Source organism: Pseudoalteromonas ulvae UL12 (genome assembly GCF_014925405.1).
GTDB classification, from domain to species: domain Bacteria; phylum Pseudomonadota; class Gammaproteobacteria; order Enterobacterales; family Alteromonadaceae; genus Pseudoalteromonas; species Pseudoalteromonas ulvae.
This window is the reverse complement of the sequence record NZ_AQHJ01000019.1, coordinates 52,024-70,369: the sequence shown is the minus strand read 5'-3', so window position 1 is coordinate 70,369 and position 18,346 is coordinate 52,024. Positions and strand designations below refer to the sequence as shown.

The following is an 18,346-nucleotide window of genomic DNA, read 5'->3' as shown; positions in this document are numbered from 1 at the left end:
AATTGTCTGTTTGTTTAGGTGCCAGTATTTTTATATTTGATAATAAAACCAGCTTGCGCTGGTTTTATTGCTTGTTGTAATGATAAAGAGCAGTAACGAAAGTGAATTGAATAATGTTTATAACTATATAATTTAAAAGTTTGCTAAATCAGGTAAGCCAAAGTCGCTAATATCACCATTTCTATCAATCACGTCGATGTGAATGTAACGGATCCTAACCTCGATACTGCGTTGTATTCCAGAGTCAGCTAATCGTGATTCTAACTGTTGAACAACAGTCTTTTGAGGTTTTACTGGTGCACGCAGAACGATTTTCACCAACCAACTTTTATTGGCTTCTTCTAAAGAAATTTTGACAACATTCATTCCGTCAGAGTGACTAAGCTCTTGCGTGATAATCCGTCTCACCTTGCTCTCGACTAACTGCTTTTTAACTATGGTTTGAAAATTGATTACTAGAGCACCACTAATCATTATGAGCAAAATAACAGAGACAAAATTTCGCTTAATCACTGCGAGTAAGCTGGTGTCTTGCCACGCAGAAAAACCGTGAAACCCATTTACCCAAAGTACAATTGATGAAATAAATTGGATAGCTAAAATATTCGTTAGGGTTAATAGTAGCGCTCCTTGCGCTAATAAGAGCTCCCCTTTGCTCAATAAGATACTTGCAGCGCACAGTGGTGGTACAAGGGCGGTTGCGATAGCGACTCCAACAAATGAGGTACTTAACCTAGGTGATATTGTGGCGTAGGCTCCAGCAGCACCACCGGCTAGAGCAATCATTAAATCGATGAAGTTAGGTGAAGTTCGAGCCATGATTTCTGGAGTTATAGGGATATCTTGGTGTATAAGGCCAATTAAAAATGCAACAGAAAAGACCAGTATTGAACCTAATACTATGGATTTAAGAGCATCATTTAAAAGCTTTTTGTCATTTTCAACAACACTGAGGGCTAAGCCAAGTATTGGGGAATATAATGTAGCGACAATCATAGCACCAATCACCACCGCAGGGCTGTTAGCAAGTAAACCATAAGTGGCAATGATTGCAGCCAGTGCATTCATAATTACGAAGGCAATGTCAATTTTAGCATTGAGCTGTATTGTTTCTCTTGTCTGCTCTTTAAATTTAATTATATCCATGGTTAACCTAGCTGTATTGGGCGTCTGTTATTCTGAGGTGAAGGGTGTTTACGTTGTTACACGAGATAATGCATCACGCCAGCCTTGCTTGAAGATATGACGCTGTTGAGCGCTCATATTAGCGTCAAAAGTTATTTTAGTATCTACTTTTTGCATTATCTCTGTCATATCTGACCAAAACCCCACAGCTAAACCCGCAAGAAACGCCGCACCTAATGCGGTGGTTTCTGTTTGGCTTGGTTTGAGTACTTTTACTTCGCTGATATCGGCTTGAAACTGCATCAAAAAATGATTATTCACCGCGCCGCCATCCACGCTTAGTTCGTGAAGTTGTAACTGACTATCTTGGCACATTGCCTGAAGTAAATCTTGGCTTTGATAGGCAATCGCTTCTAATGCAGCCCGAATAATATGATTGCGGTTTGTGCCTCGGGTGAGGCCAATTAACGCGCCGCGGGCATCAGGATCCCAATGGGGTGCACCTAAACCAACAAAAGCAGGGATGAGATAAACACCTTGGGTATCCTCAACTTGGCTTGCAAAGTACTCAGTATCTTTGGCATCGCGAATTAAACCCAGCTCATCTCTCAACCATTGAATCGTGGCCCCACCCATAAACACAGCGCCTTCGAGGGCGTAGTTAATTTCCCCTTGCGCTCCAATGGCGATTGTCGTGAGTAAACCATGGTTCGATTTAACGGCTTGGGTGCCAGTGTTCATTAATAAAAAGCAGCCAGTGCCATAAGTATTTTTAGCACTCCCTGGCGTGGTGCAGCCATGGCCAAATAAAGCAGCTTGTTGATCGCCAGCAATCCCAGCGATTTTAATTTCGCTGCCTTCACCTGCAATGCGGGTTGTGCCATAAATGGCCGAAGAGGGGAGTACTTGTGGTAACAAACAAGCCGGAATATCAAATAGTGTCAGTAACTGCGGATCCCAAGCTTGCTGGTGGATGTTATAAAGCATAGTGCGTGATGCATTGGTTGGATCGGTGGCGTGGACTTTTCCTTCGGTGAGTTTCCACAGCAACCAAGTATCGATTGTGCCAAATAGCAATTGACCACGCTCAGCCTGTTCTCGGGCATTAGGCACCGTATCGAGTAACCATTTTATTTTACTGGCCGAAAAGTAGGGATCGAGAACTAAACCTGTTGCGTTACCAATCGTTTCTTGATGACCTTGGCGCTTGAGCTCTTGGCAAATATCGTTGCTGCGTCGGCATTGCCAAACGATGGCATTATGAATGGGCTTACCTGTGTGTTTATCCCAAATAACGGTCGTTTCACGTTGGTTAGTGATACCAAGAGCGGCAACTTCATCACTGTGGATACCAGCACTGGCGAGGGCCTCGATGAGCGTTGAGCTTTGACTGGCCCAAATCTCCATCGGATCATGTTCCACCCAACCTGCTTGTGGGTAATGTTGCGTAAACTCACGTTGCTTACAACTGACAACCTCTGCATTGCGATTAAAAATAATGGTTCGCGAACTCGTGGTGCCTTGATCGAGTGCGATAATGTATTGTTTGTTATTCGTGTGAGTCATTCAGTGTTCACCTTTTGCCAAATCGCGACCAACTAGAGCCAAACGTGTCACTTTGTGTCGCATTTAGCAATCAAATGTAGCAAAGTCATTGTCATTCAATAAGTTGGCTTGTGGTCTGAATCTTGATTTTACTTCATCATAACGAGGCGACGAGGCGCTGACTATGAAAAAATTACCTATCTGGGTCATTAAAGGCAATAAGTACACGTCGATTTAAGGTAAAGATGTGGTCAATTTTTACATGACAACCGTAGTGACAAAAGTAAGTGGTTAGTTGGTTCCTCAACATCACACTAAGGCAAAATATCGCTTAGTAACTTTAAAGGTGCGAGTTTCATGAAGCGCGAGCATAGTTAATGAGTGAAACATGGATGTTCGCTCATTCTTTTTATTCCTTTGGGGTGTAGTGATGAAGAAGCATCCTCCAAACTTGTTTATACAAGCATGGAGGATGCGGTTGGGGACTGTTGCTTTTCGTTAATTTTTATAAAATTTCGATGTTTTACTTAATGAGAGACTTGCATCATCAAGTGCTGTCACAGTAAAGGTGATATCCGTTACTTTTTGAGATAAATCATAACCATCAGCAACTAGGGTCACAGGGACTTTTTGCATCACGCCAGGTAACACAGAAACCGTTTTTGGCCCATGTAATTGCGCTTGCTTTATCCCTGATGCCTCTATAGAAAAGCGCTGTAATTGCTGAGTTTTGTTACTAATCGTGAGGGTGTAAGGGTTTTCGATTAAGCCTTCAAAATTCATTCTGTAAAGGGTGTTTCTATCTCGAAGCACCGAGATTTCAAGAGGAACGCGAACCGCTAACCAAATAGCCATTATGATAAAAATAGCTAAAGTGAAAACCGCGTAGCCAACAAGCTTTAATCGCCAAGGATTGGTTGGTTGTCCATTGGTGTTATTTTCACTGGTGTATTGAATAAGATTTTTAGCATAACCAAACTTGGTCATTGTTTGATTGCAGGCATCGATACATAAACCGCAGTTAATGCACTCATATTGCAAGCCATTTCGAATATCAATTCCTGCAGGACACACTTCAACACATAAATTACAATCAACGCAGTCACCTAAATTTTTACTCTTTGGGTCGTCACTGCGCTTGCGAGGGCCACGGTTTTCGCCGCGTTGACTATCGTAAGTGACTAATAAAGTATCTTTGTCGAACATTACTGATTGAAAACGAGAATAAGGACACATATAAATGCACATTTTTTCTCTCAGCCAGCCAGCATTACCATAAGTACACAGTGCAAATAGAAAAACCCAAAAGACAATTAAGCCACTACTTTGCCAAAGGATTAAATCCCCATAAAGTTGATAAACAGGGATGAAATAGCTCATAAATGTGGTGGCTGTCAGAATAGACATAATGAGCCAAATTGTGTGCTTGATGGTTTTTTTGAGGGCTTTTTTGTTACTGAGCGCTGAATTATCGAGCTTGATTCTTTGATTGCGCGTCCCTTCAATTTTATGCTCAACCCAAATAAACATCAGCGTCCAGACTGTTTGTGGGCACACATAGCCACACCAGACTCGCCCCAGCCAGTTAGTGACAAAAAATAACGCAAAAGCTCCAGCCATAAACAAACCAGCAACCAGCATGAAATCTTGTGGCCATAAGGTCAGTGAAAAGAGTCGAAACTGCTGATTCGCAACATCAAATAAGACGGCTTGTTGGCCATGATAAGGAATAAAGGGCACTAAAATAAAAGTGAGCATTAATACCCAATTGAGTACACGGCGGTACTGCTGAAAGCGTCCTTTTTGCTCTCGCACATAAATATTTTGATCTTGCTTGTACGGCTTAATGATCAAATCTTCTTCTTTAATATCAAACTTCATAATAGATTCTCGCTAACGGTGATAACGAGGTACTTCAAGGATTATGCCAATGCGATAATACCTTATGTTGCTGAAAATATTGAATAAAAATATTAATTGAAACCATTTTGGCGCGCTATTTCGTGGCTGGCGCGATATATCGTGTTATTTTTATAATATTAGAGAATGGAACAAGCTATGGAGGCGATGCTATTTAGATTTAAATAAGCTAAATTACTGCTTTAATTGAATGTTTTATATGCAGTATTGTTAAGGTTGGTTAGATACCCAAAGGCATCGATACTTTAAAAGTATCGGGATCGCTAAATTGGTAGGCCTCTTTGGCTGAGCTAATATCATGCTTACTGTGCTGTTGGCGTATTTTGAAATAAATGAGGGGGTAAAATGATGCCTAATTCAATTTGTCGTTGTCCGTGGGTTGATTTAACTAAGCCTGATTATGTGAAATACCATGACGAAGAATGGGGAGTGCCGGTTTATGATGACGTTAAAATGTTTGAGTTTATCGTGCTTGAGTCTGCGCAAGCAGGGTTGAGTTGGTATACCATTTTAAAGCGTCGAGAGCAGTACCGCGCAGCTTTTGCACAATTTGATGTTGAGCAGGTTGCGCAGTTTAGCCAGCAAAAAGTGGAAGCTTTATTACAAGATGAAGGCATTATTCGTCATCGAGGTAAAATTAACGCTGCAATTACCAATGCGCAGGTGTTTATGCGTATTCAGCAGGAGTTTGGTTCTTTTTCTGAGTATTTATGGCGGTACGTCGATCACCAGCCCATTGTTAATGCACCGCAATGCAAAGAAGATTATTTGGCTAACTCTGAGCTATCAGACCGTATTAGCCGAGATTTAAAAAAGCGAGGCTTTAAATTTTTTGGTTCGACAATTTGTTATGCACATTTGCAAGCCTGTGGTTTGATTATTGATCACAGTCTTGATTGCTTTAAATATAATAGTGATTTTACACAGCGTTAAGTGAGCTTGTATTCAAATCTAAAGCTAAACCTCTAGAGACAGTAACTTTGGTTTCGACCATTGTTTTTAGCTTTGTACAAGGCTTGGTCGGCTCGTTGTATAAAAGTCTTATGGTTATCTTGGTCGATGTGAAACCCTGTGACGCCCAAACTAATGGAGACTGAAAAATGCTCATCAAAATGGTGGTAGACAGCTTTCATACGTAATTTCTCGGCCAATTCGTGAGCTTGAGATTCATTACAACCGGGTGTTAAAACGATAAACTCTTCACCACCCCAGCGAAACAAATGGTCTGTTTCTCTGATGTGTGCACTTAATAATCCTGCTATTTTTTCAAGTACACTGTCTCCGACCAGATGACCAAAGTTGTCGTTAATCACTTTAAAGTTATCAATATCAATCATGATGACCGATAACGGCTGGTTATGACGTTTGGCATGAGCAATGGATTGATTAATTAATTCATTGCATGCAGTACGATTGCCGATTTTAGTTAAGCAGTCTTGACGGCTTTCTTTTTTTAGCTTGAGTTCGAGAGAATCATCTTTAATGATTGCAATCGCTTGCTTAGTTTTACCTGTGTAATAAGAGGCGACGGCAATGCTTACCGGGATTAATTGGCCAAATTGATTTTTACCGTAAAGCTGCTCTTTACGGCCTTGCATGGCTAGGTGTTGCTCTGAAGTCATAAATTTCGTGCGGTGCTGACGATGTGCTGAGGCAAACTGATCAGGCACTAACGAGTCGATGTTCATCGTTAATAGTTGCTTAGCTGAATACCCAAAAATTACTGACGCCATTGCATTGGCTTTTTTGATCAACCCTAAGTGATTCACACTTAATATGGCATAGGGAGAGGAATCAAATAAGGTATCGACTTCTTTAAATTTTATTTGCATCAAATATAAGTTGTAAACAATGTAAGTACATGAAATTAAAAGTAAAGTGACAATAAAGGCAAAGCCAAATACCAATGTCGCTTGTGTGCTGTTAAGGTTTGTTTTGGCTAAGCTTACTGTATAGGCCGCGCTATTTTGGATGGTCAACCGCAGTTTCGCAATGGCCGCAATGGTGGCTCTATCGTCAATTTTGACTTGTTTGTCGATGTCATTAGCTGAAGCGCCTTTGGAAATTAGACGGTGCGCAATCTCTAAGTTTTTTTGGTAATTTAGCACCGTCGTTTCTAATATTTTGAGTTGCTCTAAGGTATCGGACTGGGTGTTGAGTGCTTTGTATTGCTCAATGGCATTAAGCGTGAGTAAGGCATTGCTTTTTGCAGCTAAATACGTCTTTTTTTCTTGTCTTAACACATAGTTTTTGAAATTGTGAATAAACCCGCCATAGCCAAATCCATAGCCAATCTCTTGCATTATTTGTGCTTTTTCTATTTCTAAAGAAACGAATTCTGTCCAGATTGATTCTGTTTTTTGTACATGGTTATTGAGAATATAGGCGAGTGATATAACACTGAAAATGCTCAGAGCGCAAAAAATAACAGCTAAAAAGGTCCGTTTTTTTATATTCATATAAGGCTGACATTATCACTTTTTGTGGCACGCATACTGTAAGTATTACAGATTAGCTGTTGCACGCGAATTTTATTATGAGTCACATATTCGCATAATATTGAACAATAATAGAACAGTTTTTTGGATCTTTACGAATGTCTTGTTTTTGAACGTTTAATATCTAGTTTCTGCATTTTTGAGCGCAGTGTGCTGTCTGCTAAATTAAGTTGTTTGGCTGCGCCTTTTTCGCCACCAATGACCCAATTGCAATGGTTAAGAACTTGTACAATATAGTTTTTTTGTACTTCGTCTAAAGAGATGAAGTGAGGATCTGTAGAGGAGTGAACATGGTGTAATTTCTGACTAATATTCAATGTGCTGCGTTGGGATAAAATAGCTTCACGCTCAAGAATGTTTTGCAGTTCACGGATGTTTCCTGGCCACGAATAGCCGCTGAGCTTTGTTAAGCTTTGCTGGCTGATACTGTCTATATGTTTACCGAGCTTTTTGTTGAGGCTTTGCAAAATATTCAAACAAAGCATTGGAATATCTTCCTTGCGTTCACGCAGTGCTGGAACTTGAATCGGAAAGACGTTTAACCGGTAATACAAATCCATGCGAAACCGACCTTGCTCAACCATTTCGAGTAAATTTCGATTGGTCGCAGCAATGATGCGAATGTCGACGTGGATAGTCTGGTTACCGCCAACGCGTTCAAATTCTTGCTCTTGAAGTACACGAAGTAATTTGCTTTGTGCCGCTAATGATAACTCGCCAATTTCATCCAGAAATAAAGTCCCTTTATTGGCTAGTTCAAAACGGCCTTTACGTCGCTCATTGGCGCCGGTAAATGAGCCCTTTTCATGGCCAAATAACTCAGATTCTAAGAGGTTGTCGCTGAAGGCTGCGCAATTAACTTTAACGAGGGGGGCGTGCTTTCGTTGGCTCAGCTGGTGAACATTGCGGGCGACGAGTTCTTTTCCTGTGCCATTTTCGCCCAATATCAGCACTGTGCTGTCTGTTTTACTGACCAACGCTAACTGATTGAGCATTGTTTGAAAAATCTGGCTTTGGCCAACCAGCCCTGAATCAGGCCAATTCTCAGAAAGCTCTCTTTGTAAATAAACGTTTTCGGCTTGCAGCTTTTCACTGAGGGCTTGTATTTCTTTAAGGGCATCTCGCAACGCTTGCTCTGTTTGTTTTTGCTGGCTGACATCGCGAAAAAGTGCCACTGCACCGACAATTTCACCTTGATGATAAACGGGTGTTGAGGTGTATTCGACATCAAAGTAGCTGCCATCTTTACGCCAAAATACCTCATTGTTGACATGGCGAGGTTGGCCATCTTGCAGGGTAGCGTAAATTTGGCATTCATGGGCAGGGTAACATTGACCATTTTTGTGGCTGTGGTGATGATATTGGTGGATTTTTTTACCGAGTAACTCCTGACTTTTCCAGCCTGTCATTCGCTCTGCAGCAGGATTAATAAAGACGGCATTGCCTTCTAAATCAAAACCATAAATACCTTCACCTGCGGCATTGAGTAATAAATCTGAATCGGCGAGTAAATCTTTTAAAGAGTGCATAAAAATAGACCACGAAATATCGTGCGTTCATTGTTGCGTGTTTATGCATGAAAAGAAAGTGATAAACGGCAATATAAAATGATTGTTGGTAAAAATTTTTATTATCATAGCGTTATTATTGCACTACTAAAAAGAGTAAGGAGTGATAATGCAGATTTCTGTCGAAGGAGTGGTCAAAAGTTACGCCCATGTAAAAGCAGTCAAAGGAATGAGCTTTATTGTCAACGAAGGTGAAATTTTTGCGTTGTTGGGCCCTAATGGTGCGGGAAAATCATCATTAGTACGAATGCTGGTTGGCTTTACACATGCCGATGAGGGGCGCATAGCGGTTCATCTTAACGATCAAGAATATGGGGCGATACCCAATGATGAGCTGGGTTATTTACCAGAAGACAGAGGGTTATATGCAGAAAAAACCGTGAGTCAAAACTTACTGTATTTTGCTGCGCTTCATGGATTAGATAAGTCTACAGCAAAAGAAAGAATGGACTATTGGCTAGAGCGATTTGAATTATTAGACAGAAAAGATCAGCCACTTAAGTCCCTCTCAAAAGGGAATCAGCAAAAGGTGCAATTAGTGAATGCGGTATTGCATCAACCTAAAATTGTTATTTTAGATGAGCCTTTTTCGGGTTTAGACCCAATTAATCAAGAGAAAGTGGTGGTGTTTTTAGCTGAGCTAAAACAACAAGGCATGACAGTTATTTTAAGTGCACACCAAATGTCGATGGTCGAAAAACTGGCTGATCGTATGTTATTGATGAACCATGGTGAAGTCGTGTTGTACGGCAGTTTAAATGACATCCAACAACAAATCGGAGTTGGGGCGCAACTGTTGGTGGAGTTTGAGGAGTTACCTAAAGTTGAAACCATTGCGATGGCTCTGCAAAATTTTGAATTCAGCTTCAATGAGCATCATCTGTTGGAGGTGAATTTAGCCAGCGCATCACAAGTCAATGAAGCGTTAACCCAGTTGTTGACCCTTGGTCATATCACCAAACTAGAAAGTAAAAAAATGGACTTACATCAGCTGTATCTTAAAGCTATTTCAGATCATCAAGGAGCACCCGATTATGTCGCAGCTTAATAAAACATGGCTTGTTGCTAAGTGGGAGTTCATGCATTTCTTTAAGTGGAAACAAGAGCTAATAAGTAAATTAGTGATGCTGGCCATTGCTGCAGTGGTGTTTTTTTGGCATTCGAGCCAAGAGTTTGTCGCAACTGATTATAAGGTTAGTGTCATAGCGAAAAATGCACCTGATGGTCAAATCGGTGACTTTATCTTTACTCGGGCACAAACCAATCAAGAAACATTAATGACGATGCTGCAAGCGGGCGACATAGACGCGTTAATCGTTGCTAAAAACGAAGGCTCAGATGCCACGGCGTTAGATGTCTATAGCCAAGGTAAACATGGCTGGCAAAATGACTTAGCCGCAATTATTGAGCAGCATTATGCACAACAGGTCACTCAGCAATTGGGTTTAACACCGGCGCAATTACAGCAATTGCAAAGTCCGGTTCAAATATTTAATCAGTATCTTGATAACCAAATTAAAACGGAGGCAAAAACGTCGAGTTTGACAGCCATTGGTGTGTTGGCATTAATGGCGATTGGTATTTTTGTGTCATTTGCACAAATTTTTGTCTCTATCACCGGCGAAAAGCAACAGCGAGTGACTGAGCAGCTTTATGCGTGCATGAATGCGCAAACTTGGATAGACGGAAAAATAATTGGTCAAATGTTGTTAGCACTCAAAGCGATGGCAGGCACGTTGATTTCGATGGTTTTATTTTATAGCTTTACTCAAGTTGTTATTCGCGGCCAAAGCTTGGATTTAAGCATTATTGATTGGTCATTGCTCCCTTGGGTGTTGGTGTTTGCAAGCTTGGGTCTTTATTTAGCTACTGCGTTTATGGCGGCTGTCGCTGCGGCCATTGATGACCCTAATCACAGTGGTAAATCTTCATTTATGCTGTTGCCATTGGTGCCCATGATATTAACTTTTATTGTAATGGATAGCCCAAGCGGTTTGGCATTAACGGTATTAAGTTATCTGCCATTGACTGCATTTGCTGCCATGCCCGTAAAAATGGCTTTAGTTGAAGTCAGCCTTTGGCAGCCATTATTGTCAATTGCCATCACCGTTTGTACTTGCTGGTTCGTGCGCCGCGTAGCGGGTCGCATGTTCAAAATGGGCATGGTGATGTATGGCAAAGAGCCCAGTTACAAACAAATGTTTAAGTGGGCTTTTTCGTAACAGCTTCGGTACTTCAAAAATGGCGCATAAATTGCGCCATTTTTTTATGCAAAAACAAAAATAGCCCGCTAACTTGTTTTAAAACAAATTTTTAATCGTTGAAATAATGAGCAGTTGCCTAGTTTGATATAGGTCAATTTTCGTTGGTGAAATTGATTAATACTTCAGACGTTAAAGTAATAAAACATCATGAGGGATTATTATGAATACGGTTAAAAAAAGTGAAATAGTTGTGTTGGTGATTGCAGTGCTGGTATTTGTAGTGGGTGTGGTTGGCCATTTAGCCGCGGCAAGTTACGCCAATTCTAATGCGTTTGGTTATATTGCCGCGCCCACTCCTTTAATTGTTGGCCTTGTTGCCTTTGTTGCGTATAAATACGCGCAAGCTGCTGAACGCAAAAGCTCATCTGATCATTAAACTTAACTAAAAAGATATCATCAAATGAGCCATTTCGTGGATTTTCACATGCCGCCTTGGTTTTGGCGGCATGTGATTTTAGTGCGCTAAGGGTCTGAAGCCCTTTGCGATTGAAGCTTATGCTAAGTATGCTTTTAACATCCAAATAAGCTTTTCTTGTTCTTTGATGTAGTCACTCATTAACGAGGCGGTACCTTCATCAGACGCTTCACTTGCTTGAGCTAAAATGATGCGCTGATGGCTGATCAATTGTTCAAAGCCTGCAAGTAAATTATTCACCGCTGTTGCACCGTCTGAAATACCTTGCGCTTCGCTGATATTGCTCAGTGACATATATTCAGAATAAGCGTGTTTGGGTTGACCACCTAAGGTTAAAATTCGCTCTGCCACTTCATCTACTTTGAGCAATAAGTCGTTGTAAATTTCTTCAAATTTTAAATGTAACTCGAAGAATTGTCGTCCTTTAATATTCCAATGAAAGCCGCGAGCATTCATGTATTGAATTTGGTAGCTACTTAATAACGTATTGAGTTGTTTTGTTAATGCTTCACTTTGTGTGATGTTTAATCCAATTGATGTAAGTTGTGTCATTATTCTTCCCTCTTGTTATCGGTAAATGTTTTGCTGTTAACGCTATAATGCCGAGAATGATTGAATTAATAAATTGATTAATTTTGATTGCACTGTTCGGTAAAATAGATTGGTTAGTGCTTGGTTGCTAAGGTGTTGAGAATATACTCAAGTACTTGGCGAGAATAAATCATACTGGTGTGGCTTAGATGAAAAACTTGATGTTCAGCCATGCCATGTAAACGTGTTTCATCGAGTAACACAGTGCCATCAGACTCACTGCCTTTTCTAAGGATAGGCATTAGGCCTAAAGGTAAGTCGCCAGCAACACTAAAGAGCTTTGCTTTAAAAGGCCAGTCGGCATTATTTGATAATAAAAACTCCACACTGTTCTTTAGTAAGCGCTCGAATCCTTTGTCGTGCATGTGCTGGGCAATGTGACTGCCCTTATGGGGAGTGCCTAGTGTGATGACCTTTTCGATATGAGCTGATTGTTCGCTTTGGTGTTCAAGATAAGCACGGGCAATTAAGCCACCAAGAGAGTGACACACTAACGCGGCGCTTTGTCCATCAATAAAGGCATCGATTTGTTGGAAAATCTCTCCTTTATCTGGAGATAAGCTGTTGTAGGTGAGGTTTAAAATATCATAGCCCGCTTTTTTGAGCTGATAACATAACGGGCGCATCACAAACCCTGACATGTATAAACCATGCAATACAATTATTCGTTTAACTGCCATGAGTCCCTCTCTTATTTCACTGTTGCAGTGTAACCATAGATGATTGAACTGTCATCGCCCTTGTTGATTGAGGCGTTTGAAACCTAACCCAAAAAGTAAGATCACGATAAGCCAAGTCAGTGAGCCCGCGCTGTGTTCAACTTCAATGTAAACATCGTTGTGAGTAGTGACGTAACTCTCTGATTCTAAGGGGATATGGCCTAAACTTGCCCATGCACTGGCATTTAAATAGTGAATTTGATTCCCATATGATGCATCGCGGATCAGTAGTTCAACGTCATAGTGCGCAGGATAGAATCCTTGTTTTAGCGCGACAGAAAAATGTTGCTTATCTTGGCTAGAGTGGCCATACAGGGTAAATGGGTTGCTTGTATACACAAGTTGATTATCAATGACTAACTCTGCGATGACGCGTTGGCTTTGATATTGGCTATCGGCATCAAGGTGCAAGGTAAATGTTTCATAATAGCCATCAATATCTCTGTCTCTTTCGAGATCTAATTGAATCGAATAGATAGAGAGTGATGTATCTTGGTCGAACTGTCGGCTCTCAAATGCTAAATCTTGTAAAGCACTAAATTGATCGTTTGCTGCGTGTAATAAAGTATGACCTTGTCTATCAACGACATCAAATGAGACCTGATAATAACCGCTGTCTAGAGGTGATAAGAATTGAAATTCAAATATTTGACTATCGTCGCTGAGATTGCCCGATAAAGAAAAATAATTGCTCTGGAGAAGGGGGCTTATTTGACCCGAAGGATGGGTTAGATAAAACAGCACTGCGACCTGCTGGTCTTGATAGCGTGTATCGAGATCAAGCCTTAAGGTTAAATTTTGATAAAAACCATCCTGGTCATGATCTTGCTGAAGATCGGTCTCTAATTGATACACCCAAATGTCACCTTGAGCTTTACTGGCTGTGTGTATTTTTTGGGTTTGTTGCTCGGCAGATAGGGCGGTTAGCTCTGCGTTTATTTGCGATGTTTTAATTGCTTTACGTGTTGTTGATTGCCCTGATTGCTCCGCAAAAGCATTGGCGCACAATAAAGGGCTGATTATGAGTAAATAAATAGCTAGAAGTTGTTTCATAGTGACGATCTCATTATTGGCATGTATTAATAAAAGCGCTTTACCACTGAATCGAAACTGAATTGGACAGAAATAATTACACACTGGGAATGTGATTTTCTTTTGTATCATCAGTATTGGGCTTGTTAAATATCCAATAAAATAGTGTTGATGATAAAAATCGCTGCAAATTATGCTCCCAAAGGTACAATTGCCCGCTATTTGAAAAGGAATCTAAACGTGGGTGAATGCGAAGTGGCACGACAGAATAAAAAATGGTTGATACATCATTGGTTGGGGTTTCAGCTAAGTGTCTTACTGGTGTTATTTTTATTGAGTGGGGTTGTTGCTGTGCTTAAAGCGCCATTGACTGCGGTATTTATGCCTACTCAAATACAGACTCCGAGCGAAAAAAAAGTGCCGTGGACACGCTTAGAATCAGAACTCGCAAAACACTATCCTCGCTTACAAATTTACGCAGTGACTTTACCTAAAGAGCCATATTTGGCTGCTAAGGTCGCTTTGATGCAGGCCAAGACTGAGCATCAGCCTGCTCGCAAAGTTGAGGTATTCTTCGATCGCGCTACAGCCGCTCTTTTAGATAAGCAACATCAGGAAAATTGGCTAGATAAGGTGAGTCGTTTTCATCGCAACGTGACGATGCAGAGATCACTCTCAACGTGGGTGTTAGTGTCTGCGCCTCTGTGGTTAGCCGTAATCATAATGAGCGTGTATCAGTACAGACATCGATTAACAAGGTTATGGCGAGTAAATAATCAGCATGTAAGTAAAACTCATGCATGGCTAATGGCTTGGTTACTGCCTCTTAGTTTAATGATTGCGCTTAGTGCCAGTTGGTTTTTCGCTGAGCGGATCTTGTGGCAACAAAATGTTGCCGTCTACCCTAATTTACCAAAATCGGATGGCACAGTGAGCGACGTAGCGTTACCGCTGAGTGACTTAATGGCCCGTGTTGAGCAAGTCGCACCGGATGCGAATATTCGTTTTGCGGGTTACCCTTCAAGCCCAACAGGTACATTTTCAGTGTTGCTCCAATCCTCACAACCTTGGGTATACTATCGGGCGCATCAGCTGCACTTTAATGCCTTTACTGGTGAGCTCATTCATGTTGTTTTACCTGATGATGTTGAGGGATTAGCTTGGTGGGCTGATTTAATGCGTTTTATTCATTATGGTGAAACCCCTTGGTTGATGTGGATGTTTGCATTGAGCGGTGTAGTGTTGGCGATGGCTATTTGTTTTGCATCATGGCGATACCTAAGCAAAATCAAGCGCCAAGCGGGTGTGGCCGTATTTTTGACAGTCATCAGCTTAAATGGGGTTGTCTTTGGGCTTGCAGTATATGGGTTATACCAGCTCAGTGAAGATATGCCTTATCGCGGTTGGCCCGTAGTGTCGCCTGTTTTATAACCTAGTTATGTGCTGTTAGCTGTTATGTGAGGCGCATAGGGCAACCTCACATACAATCACAGTTTAAAGTAACACTATTGGTTTTATTTCGAGGCTGCTTTGCTCGTCTGAGAGCCAAACATCACCATCTTGTACTGTGATGTTAAGCTGCATATTGCGTTTGGCCATATTGGCCAATTGTTGAGTTGCTTGCGAAGGCAGTGAAATAACAGATAAATTTCTTTGCTGATTGAGTTTTGGTGCGTTTTTTTGCCACCAGATATCTTGAGCGCCTTCTCCGTAGGCGTACACGATGACCTTTTTGGCGCGACCGAGCGCTTTTTTGAGACGCTTTTCATCAGGCAAACCTAGCTCAATCCATAATTCGATTTCACCTGAGTAGTTTTTATGCCAAATCTCAGGCTCATCATCAGCACATAGGCCTTTAGTGAACTCTAAATTTTCACATGCATTGAGTGCATAAGCGAGCACTCGAATCATCAAGCGTTGCTCTGTTTCTGATGGATGCTGCGCGAGTGTAAGGCTGAGATCTTGGTAGTTGTGGGTATCCATATCACTTAAGGTGACATGTGCTTTGATTATGGTTGCTTTTAGAGCCATGATTGCTGGTTATTTTAAAAATTTTGCCAAGTATACCTGAATAAAGGTGACGGGGCTTGCTTTGGCCAGCTAAAATAGCAGCGAATTTATACTGAGGAGTAAACAATGGCGATCCAATGGTTCCCTGGCCACATGAATAAGGCCCGCAACGAAATTAAAGAAATCATGCCGCAAATGGATGTGATTATCGAAGTTCTCGATGCGCGTATTCCTTACAGTAGTGAAAATCCAATGGTGACAGCACTACGTGCTGATAAACCAGTGATTAAAATATTAAATAAAGCAGATCTTGCTGATCCTAAGCTTACTCAAGCTTGGATGACTTACTTTGAGCAAGAAAATGGCGTCAAAGCGATTGCTTTTGGCCATGACAAAGCTGCTGAAGTACACAAAATAAACGAAATCTGTAAAAAGTTAGTTCCGCATAAAGTGGGTGCAGATAAGCAAATAAAAGCCATGATTATGGGGATCCCCAATGTTGGGAAATCGACATTGATTAATACCCTTGCTGGGCGTATTGTTGCAAAAACAGGTAATGAACCTGCGGTGACAAAAGCGCAGCAACGTATAAAGCTTGAAGATGGCATCATGTTGTATGACACACCAGGGATGTTATGGCCAAAAGTAGAAAACGAAAATTCTGGCTACCGATTAGCAGCAACAGGTGCCATTCGTGATACGGCCATTGAGTACGAAGACGTAGCAAGTTACACCGCTGAATATTTGCTTGTTACTTATCCTGAGCTATTAAAACAGCGTTATAAAATTGATGAGTTGCCAGAGCAAGATTGGCAGTTTGTTGAAATGGCAGGTAAAAAGCGCGGTTGTATCCGTCAAGGTAACCAAGTTGATACACATAAAATGTCTGAAATTCTGATTAATGAATTGCGAGATGGCATTATTGGCCGTATCACTATGGAAACGCCGGCGATGCGTGACGAAGAAGAAGTGATGGTCGCGCAGTTGCGAGCAGCAGCAGAGGCAAAAAAAGCAGCAAAAGAACAAGAGAAAAAGGAGCGTCGTGCTCGAGCACGTAAAAATCGACGCTAAATGTTTAGCCAGCCACTGCTGGCATTCGTTTTTATTATGATGAAGGAACGGCACATGAGCAGAGCAACGGGTGTTGTGATGTGTGTTTTAATGGCAAGTTTAGGGATAAGTGGTCAAGTAACTGCCGGTGATATTTTTAAATGGACAGATGAGAAAGGCGTAGTGCATTTCTCTGATCGTCCTCACGACAGCAAAGCGGTGAAAGTTGAATTAAAAGTGGCCAATGTCTCTAAATCAAATTCAACAGAATCACTCGGGCTTAGCGATGTGAGCCAAGCAACTAAATCACCTGCAGGGGCCGAAACTGTGAGTCAGCAATGCCAGTCAATTCAACAAAAAATGACGCAGTTGGCGCAAAATAAACAAGCGGAATTTGATAGTGTTAAAACGCTGTTTAATGAGCAATTAAAGAAAAAGCTCAAAGAACTTGGTTGTTAAGGAGTGCCAGATGGCATTATGTTTGGAGCGCAGCACTCAATTACGTCAAGATTTATGGCAAATTACTACCGCAGAGACATCCCATTTCGCGTTTAATTGTTATGTGATTGCCGCACAAAAAACAGCCTTGATCCACACTGGAAAGCCGTCTCAATTTTCGGCGACTCTTTCATTGCTTAAAGAGATATTAGCCGGTAAAACACTGGATTATGTGTTGTTTTCTCATGTTGAGGCGGATGAATGTGGTGCGCTCGCTGCTTTGCTGCAGGCTTATCCGCAATGTCAGGTGGTATGTAATAAAGTCGCAGCGATCTCGTTGAAAGAGATGTTGCACCAACCTCCTCTTATTCTTGATGATCAACAAACGTTGAATTTGGGTGCTTATCAACTTCGTTTAATTAACACACCTCATTTTCCCCATAATTGGGATGGCCATTTGTGGTATGAAACACAGCAGCAATGGTTGTTTAGTTCTGATTATTGTAGTTTAGGTGGCATCCACCCAGCTGTGGTTGAAGAACCATTAGCTGATGAGATGCTCACATTTATGCAGCAAGGTGGTTTTATTGCCCATGGTGGCAGTGTGAGTAAAGTTACTCAGCAATTAGCGCAACTTCCAGTCTCTTTAATTGCCACTATGCATGGACCTGCGACTCAAGGAGGAGCGTGCAATCAATTATTACGCAGCCTTCATAATGCTTGGCTCGACAGAGGGCAGGCAGAACTTAAAGCAATCACTTATTTGTAAAATAACCCGTCCACTCAAAAATCTTTATCTACAGACAAAAATGAAAAGTGATTATTTGATAGGCATAAAAAAAGCCCGTTAGGGCTTTTTGGTTTCATATCTACCGTCACCGATATGAGCAATGTAGCAAGTAAATAGGTTGGCCACCGTAATTTATGGCTCAGGGGCGATAGAGACAAAGGCTACAGTGGCCTAATCAGTTAACGTACTGTTGGACGTCTTCTAGGGTCGAGAAGTTGGTTTAGTCAGTTGTGTTACGTCGTTAACTGTCTTGTTGAGATTGATTATCAATTAGAAACTTATTCAGGTCAATACCTTTTTGATAATAATTCTCATTTTTTTTTGTGGTTTTATTTTAGGTAAGGTTGAGGCAGTAATGTGAATTGTTTTAATACCAACAAA

The 18,346-nt window shown here is 41.2% G+C and carries 17 protein-coding genes; 8 read left to right on the top strand and 9 right to left on the bottom strand.

Features of this window, described 5'->3' with window-relative positions:
* Positions 1-132 precede the first annotated feature (132 nt).
* From PULV_RS00875 to ccoG, 3 genes are all read right to left on the bottom strand, one after another.
* Entirely contained in the window at positions 133-1,146 is a 1,014-nt protein-coding gene (locus PULV_RS00875; RefSeq protein ID WP_193330632.1) for a DUF389 domain-containing protein, read from the bottom strand.
* 48 nt (positions 1,147-1,194) lie between these two features.
* On the bottom strand, positions 1,195-2,691 hold the full coding sequence (gene glpK / locus PULV_RS00870) for a glycerol kinase GlpK (RefSeq protein ID WP_193330631.1): 1,497 nt from the start codon (positions 2,689-2,691) through the stop codon (positions 1,195-1,197).
* 477 nt (positions 2,692-3,168) lie between these two features.
* Positions 3,169-4,551, bottom strand: a complete 1,383-nt coding sequence (gene ccoG, locus PULV_RS00865; RefSeq protein WP_193330630.1) for a cytochrome c oxidase accessory protein CcoG — start codon at positions 4,549-4,551, stop codon at positions 3,169-3,171.
* Positions 4,552-4,935: 384 nt separating this feature from the next.
* On the opposite strand from ccoG, the gene PULV_RS00860 reads away from it, so the two are divergent.
* A complete protein-coding gene (locus PULV_RS00860; protein WP_405127477.1) occupies positions 4,936-5,523 on the top strand; it encodes a DNA-3-methyladenine glycosylase I in 588 nt (195 codons plus the stop codon).
* 32 nt (positions 5,524-5,555) lie between these two features.
* On the opposite strand, the gene PULV_RS00855 is transcribed toward PULV_RS00860, so the two are convergent.
* A complete protein-coding gene (locus PULV_RS00855) occupies positions 5,556-7,049 on the bottom strand; it encodes a sensor domain-containing diguanylate cyclase (protein WP_193330629.1) in 1,494 nt (497 codons plus the stop codon).
* Positions 7,050-7,180: 131 nt separating this feature from the next.
* Positions 7,181-8,617: a sigma-54 interaction domain-containing protein gene (locus PULV_RS00850; protein WP_086745915.1), complete on the bottom strand. Its 1,437-nt coding sequence runs from the start codon at positions 8,615-8,617 to the stop codon at positions 7,181-7,183.
* A gap of 148 nt (positions 8,618-8,765) precedes the next feature.
* Between PULV_RS00850 and PULV_RS00845 the strand changes: the two genes are divergently transcribed.
* The 3 genes from PULV_RS00845 to PULV_RS00835 all read left to right on the top strand — a co-directional run bounded on the left by PULV_RS00845 (position 8,766) and on the right by PULV_RS00835 (position 11,296).
* On the top strand, positions 8,766-9,704 hold the full coding sequence (locus tag PULV_RS00845) for an ABC transporter ATP-binding protein (protein ID WP_086745916.1): 939 nt from the start codon (positions 8,766-8,768) through the stop codon (positions 9,702-9,704).
* Positions 9,691-10,878 carry an ABC transporter permease gene (locus PULV_RS00840; protein ID WP_193330628.1) on the top strand — a complete coding sequence of 396 codons (1,188 nt, stop codon included), beginning with the start codon at positions 9,691-9,693 and terminating at the stop codon, positions 10,876-10,878. Before PULV_RS00845 ends, PULV_RS00840 begins: the two co-directional genes overlap by 14 nt.
* Positions 10,879-11,080: 202 nt before the next feature.
* Positions 11,081-11,296, top strand: coding sequence for a hypothetical protein (locus PULV_RS00835; protein ID WP_193330627.1), 216 nt, complete (start codon positions 11,081-11,083; stop codon positions 11,294-11,296).
* A gap of 117 nt (positions 11,297-11,413) precedes the next feature.
* On the opposite strand, the gene PULV_RS00830 is transcribed toward PULV_RS00835, so the two are convergent.
* The 3 genes from PULV_RS00830 to PULV_RS00820 form a co-directional block, all read right to left on the bottom strand.
* Positions 11,414-11,887: a Dps family protein gene (locus PULV_RS00830; RefSeq protein WP_086745919.1), complete on the bottom strand. Its 474-nt coding sequence runs from the start codon at positions 11,885-11,887 to the stop codon at positions 11,414-11,416.
* A 113-nt stretch (positions 11,888-12,000) separates the two neighbouring features.
* A complete protein-coding gene (locus PULV_RS00825; protein ID WP_193330626.1) occupies positions 12,001-12,606 on the bottom strand; it encodes a DUF7379 domain-containing protein in 606 nt (201 codons plus the stop codon).
* Positions 12,607-12,657: 51 nt separating this feature from the next.
* Positions 12,658-13,698: a choice-of-anchor H family protein gene (locus PULV_RS00820; protein WP_193330625.1), complete on the bottom strand. Its 1,041-nt coding sequence runs from the start codon at positions 13,696-13,698 to the stop codon at positions 12,658-12,660.
* Positions 13,699-13,917: 219 nt separating this feature from the next.
* Here PULV_RS00820 and PULV_RS00815 point away from each other — a divergent pair, with 219 nt between their 5' ends.
* Positions 13,918-15,108, top strand: a complete 1,191-nt coding sequence (locus PULV_RS00815; protein ID WP_193330624.1) for a PepSY-associated TM helix domain-containing protein — start codon at positions 13,918-13,920, stop codon at positions 15,106-15,108.
* Positions 15,109-15,171: 63 nt separating this feature from the next.
* On the opposite strand, the gene PULV_RS00810 is transcribed toward PULV_RS00815, so the two are convergent.
* A complete protein-coding gene (locus PULV_RS00810) occupies positions 15,172-15,708 on the bottom strand; it encodes a YaeQ family protein (RefSeq protein WP_193330623.1) in 537 nt (178 codons plus the stop codon).
* 105 nt (positions 15,709-15,813) lie between these two features.
* On the opposite strand from PULV_RS00810, the gene ylqF reads away from it, so the two are divergent.
* The 3 genes from ylqF to PULV_RS00795 are packed head-to-tail and all read left to right on the top strand — an operon-like array spanning position 15,814 to position 17,944.
* Positions 15,814-16,758: a ribosome biogenesis GTPase YlqF gene (gene ylqF / locus PULV_RS00805; RefSeq protein WP_086745924.1), complete on the top strand. Its 945-nt coding sequence runs from the start codon at positions 15,814-15,816 to the stop codon at positions 16,756-16,758.
* 54 nt (positions 16,759-16,812) lie between these two features.
* Positions 16,813-17,196 carry a DUF4124 domain-containing protein gene (locus PULV_RS00800; RefSeq protein WP_193330622.1) on the top strand — a complete coding sequence of 128 codons (384 nt, stop codon included), beginning with the start codon at positions 16,813-16,815 and terminating at the stop codon, positions 17,194-17,196.
* Positions 17,197-17,206: 10 nt separating this feature from the next.
* Positions 17,207-17,944: an oxygen-binding di-iron domain-containing protein gene (locus tag PULV_RS00795; RefSeq protein WP_086745926.1), complete on the top strand. Its 738-nt coding sequence runs from the start codon at positions 17,207-17,209 to the stop codon at positions 17,942-17,944.
* The last annotated feature ends 402 nt before the right edge of the window (positions 17,945-18,346 follow it).

Coding starts and splice junctions, on each gene's coding strand:
- PULV_RS00875 (WP_193330632.1), bottom strand. CDS start 1,146: ATGGATATAATTAAATTTAAAGAGCAGACAAGAGAAACAATACAGCTC.
- glpK (WP_193330631.1), bottom strand. CDS start 2,691: ATGACTCACACGAATAACAAACAATACATTATCGCACTCGATCAAGGC.
- ccoG (WP_193330630.1), bottom strand. CDS start 4,551: ATGAAGTTTGATATTAAAGAAGAAGATTTGATCATTAAGCCGTACAAG.
- PULV_RS00860 (WP_405127477.1), top strand. CDS start 4,936: ATGATGCCTAATTCAATTTGTCGTTGTCCGTGGGTTGATTTAACTAAG.
- PULV_RS00855 (WP_193330629.1), bottom strand. CDS start 7,049: ATGAATATAAAAAAACGGACCTTTTTAGCTGTTATTTTTTGCGCTCTG.
- PULV_RS00850 (WP_086745915.1), bottom strand. CDS start 8,617: ATGCACTCTTTAAAAGATTTACTCGCCGATTCAGATTTATTACTCAAT.
- PULV_RS00845 (WP_086745916.1), top strand. CDS start 8,766: ATGCAGATTTCTGTCGAAGGAGTGGTCAAAAGTTACGCCCATGTAAAA.
- PULV_RS00840 (WP_193330628.1), top strand. CDS start 9,691: ATGTCGCAGCTTAATAAAACATGGCTTGTTGCTAAGTGGGAGTTCATG.
- PULV_RS00835 (WP_193330627.1), top strand. CDS start 11,081: ATGAATACGGTTAAAAAAAGTGAAATAGTTGTGTTGGTGATTGCAGTG.
- PULV_RS00830 (WP_086745919.1), bottom strand. CDS start 11,887: ATGACACAACTTACATCAATTGGATTAAACATCACACAAAGTGAAGCA.
- PULV_RS00825 (WP_193330626.1), bottom strand. CDS start 12,606: ATGGCAGTTAAACGAATAATTGTATTGCATGGTTTATACATGTCAGGG.
- PULV_RS00820 (WP_193330625.1), bottom strand. CDS start 13,698: ATGAAACAACTTCTAGCTATTTATTTACTCATAATCAGCCCTTTATTG.
- PULV_RS00810 (WP_193330623.1), bottom strand. CDS start 15,708: ATGGCTCTAAAAGCAACCATAATCAAAGCACATGTCACCTTAAGTGAT.
- ylqF (WP_086745924.1), top strand. CDS start 15,814: ATGGCGATCCAATGGTTCCCTGGCCACATGAATAAGGCCCGCAACGAA.
- PULV_RS00800 (WP_193330622.1), top strand. CDS start 16,813: ATGAGCAGAGCAACGGGTGTTGTGATGTGTGTTTTAATGGCAAGTTTA.
- PULV_RS00795 (WP_086745926.1), top strand. CDS start 17,207: ATGGCATTATGTTTGGAGCGCAGCACTCAATTACGTCAAGATTTATGG.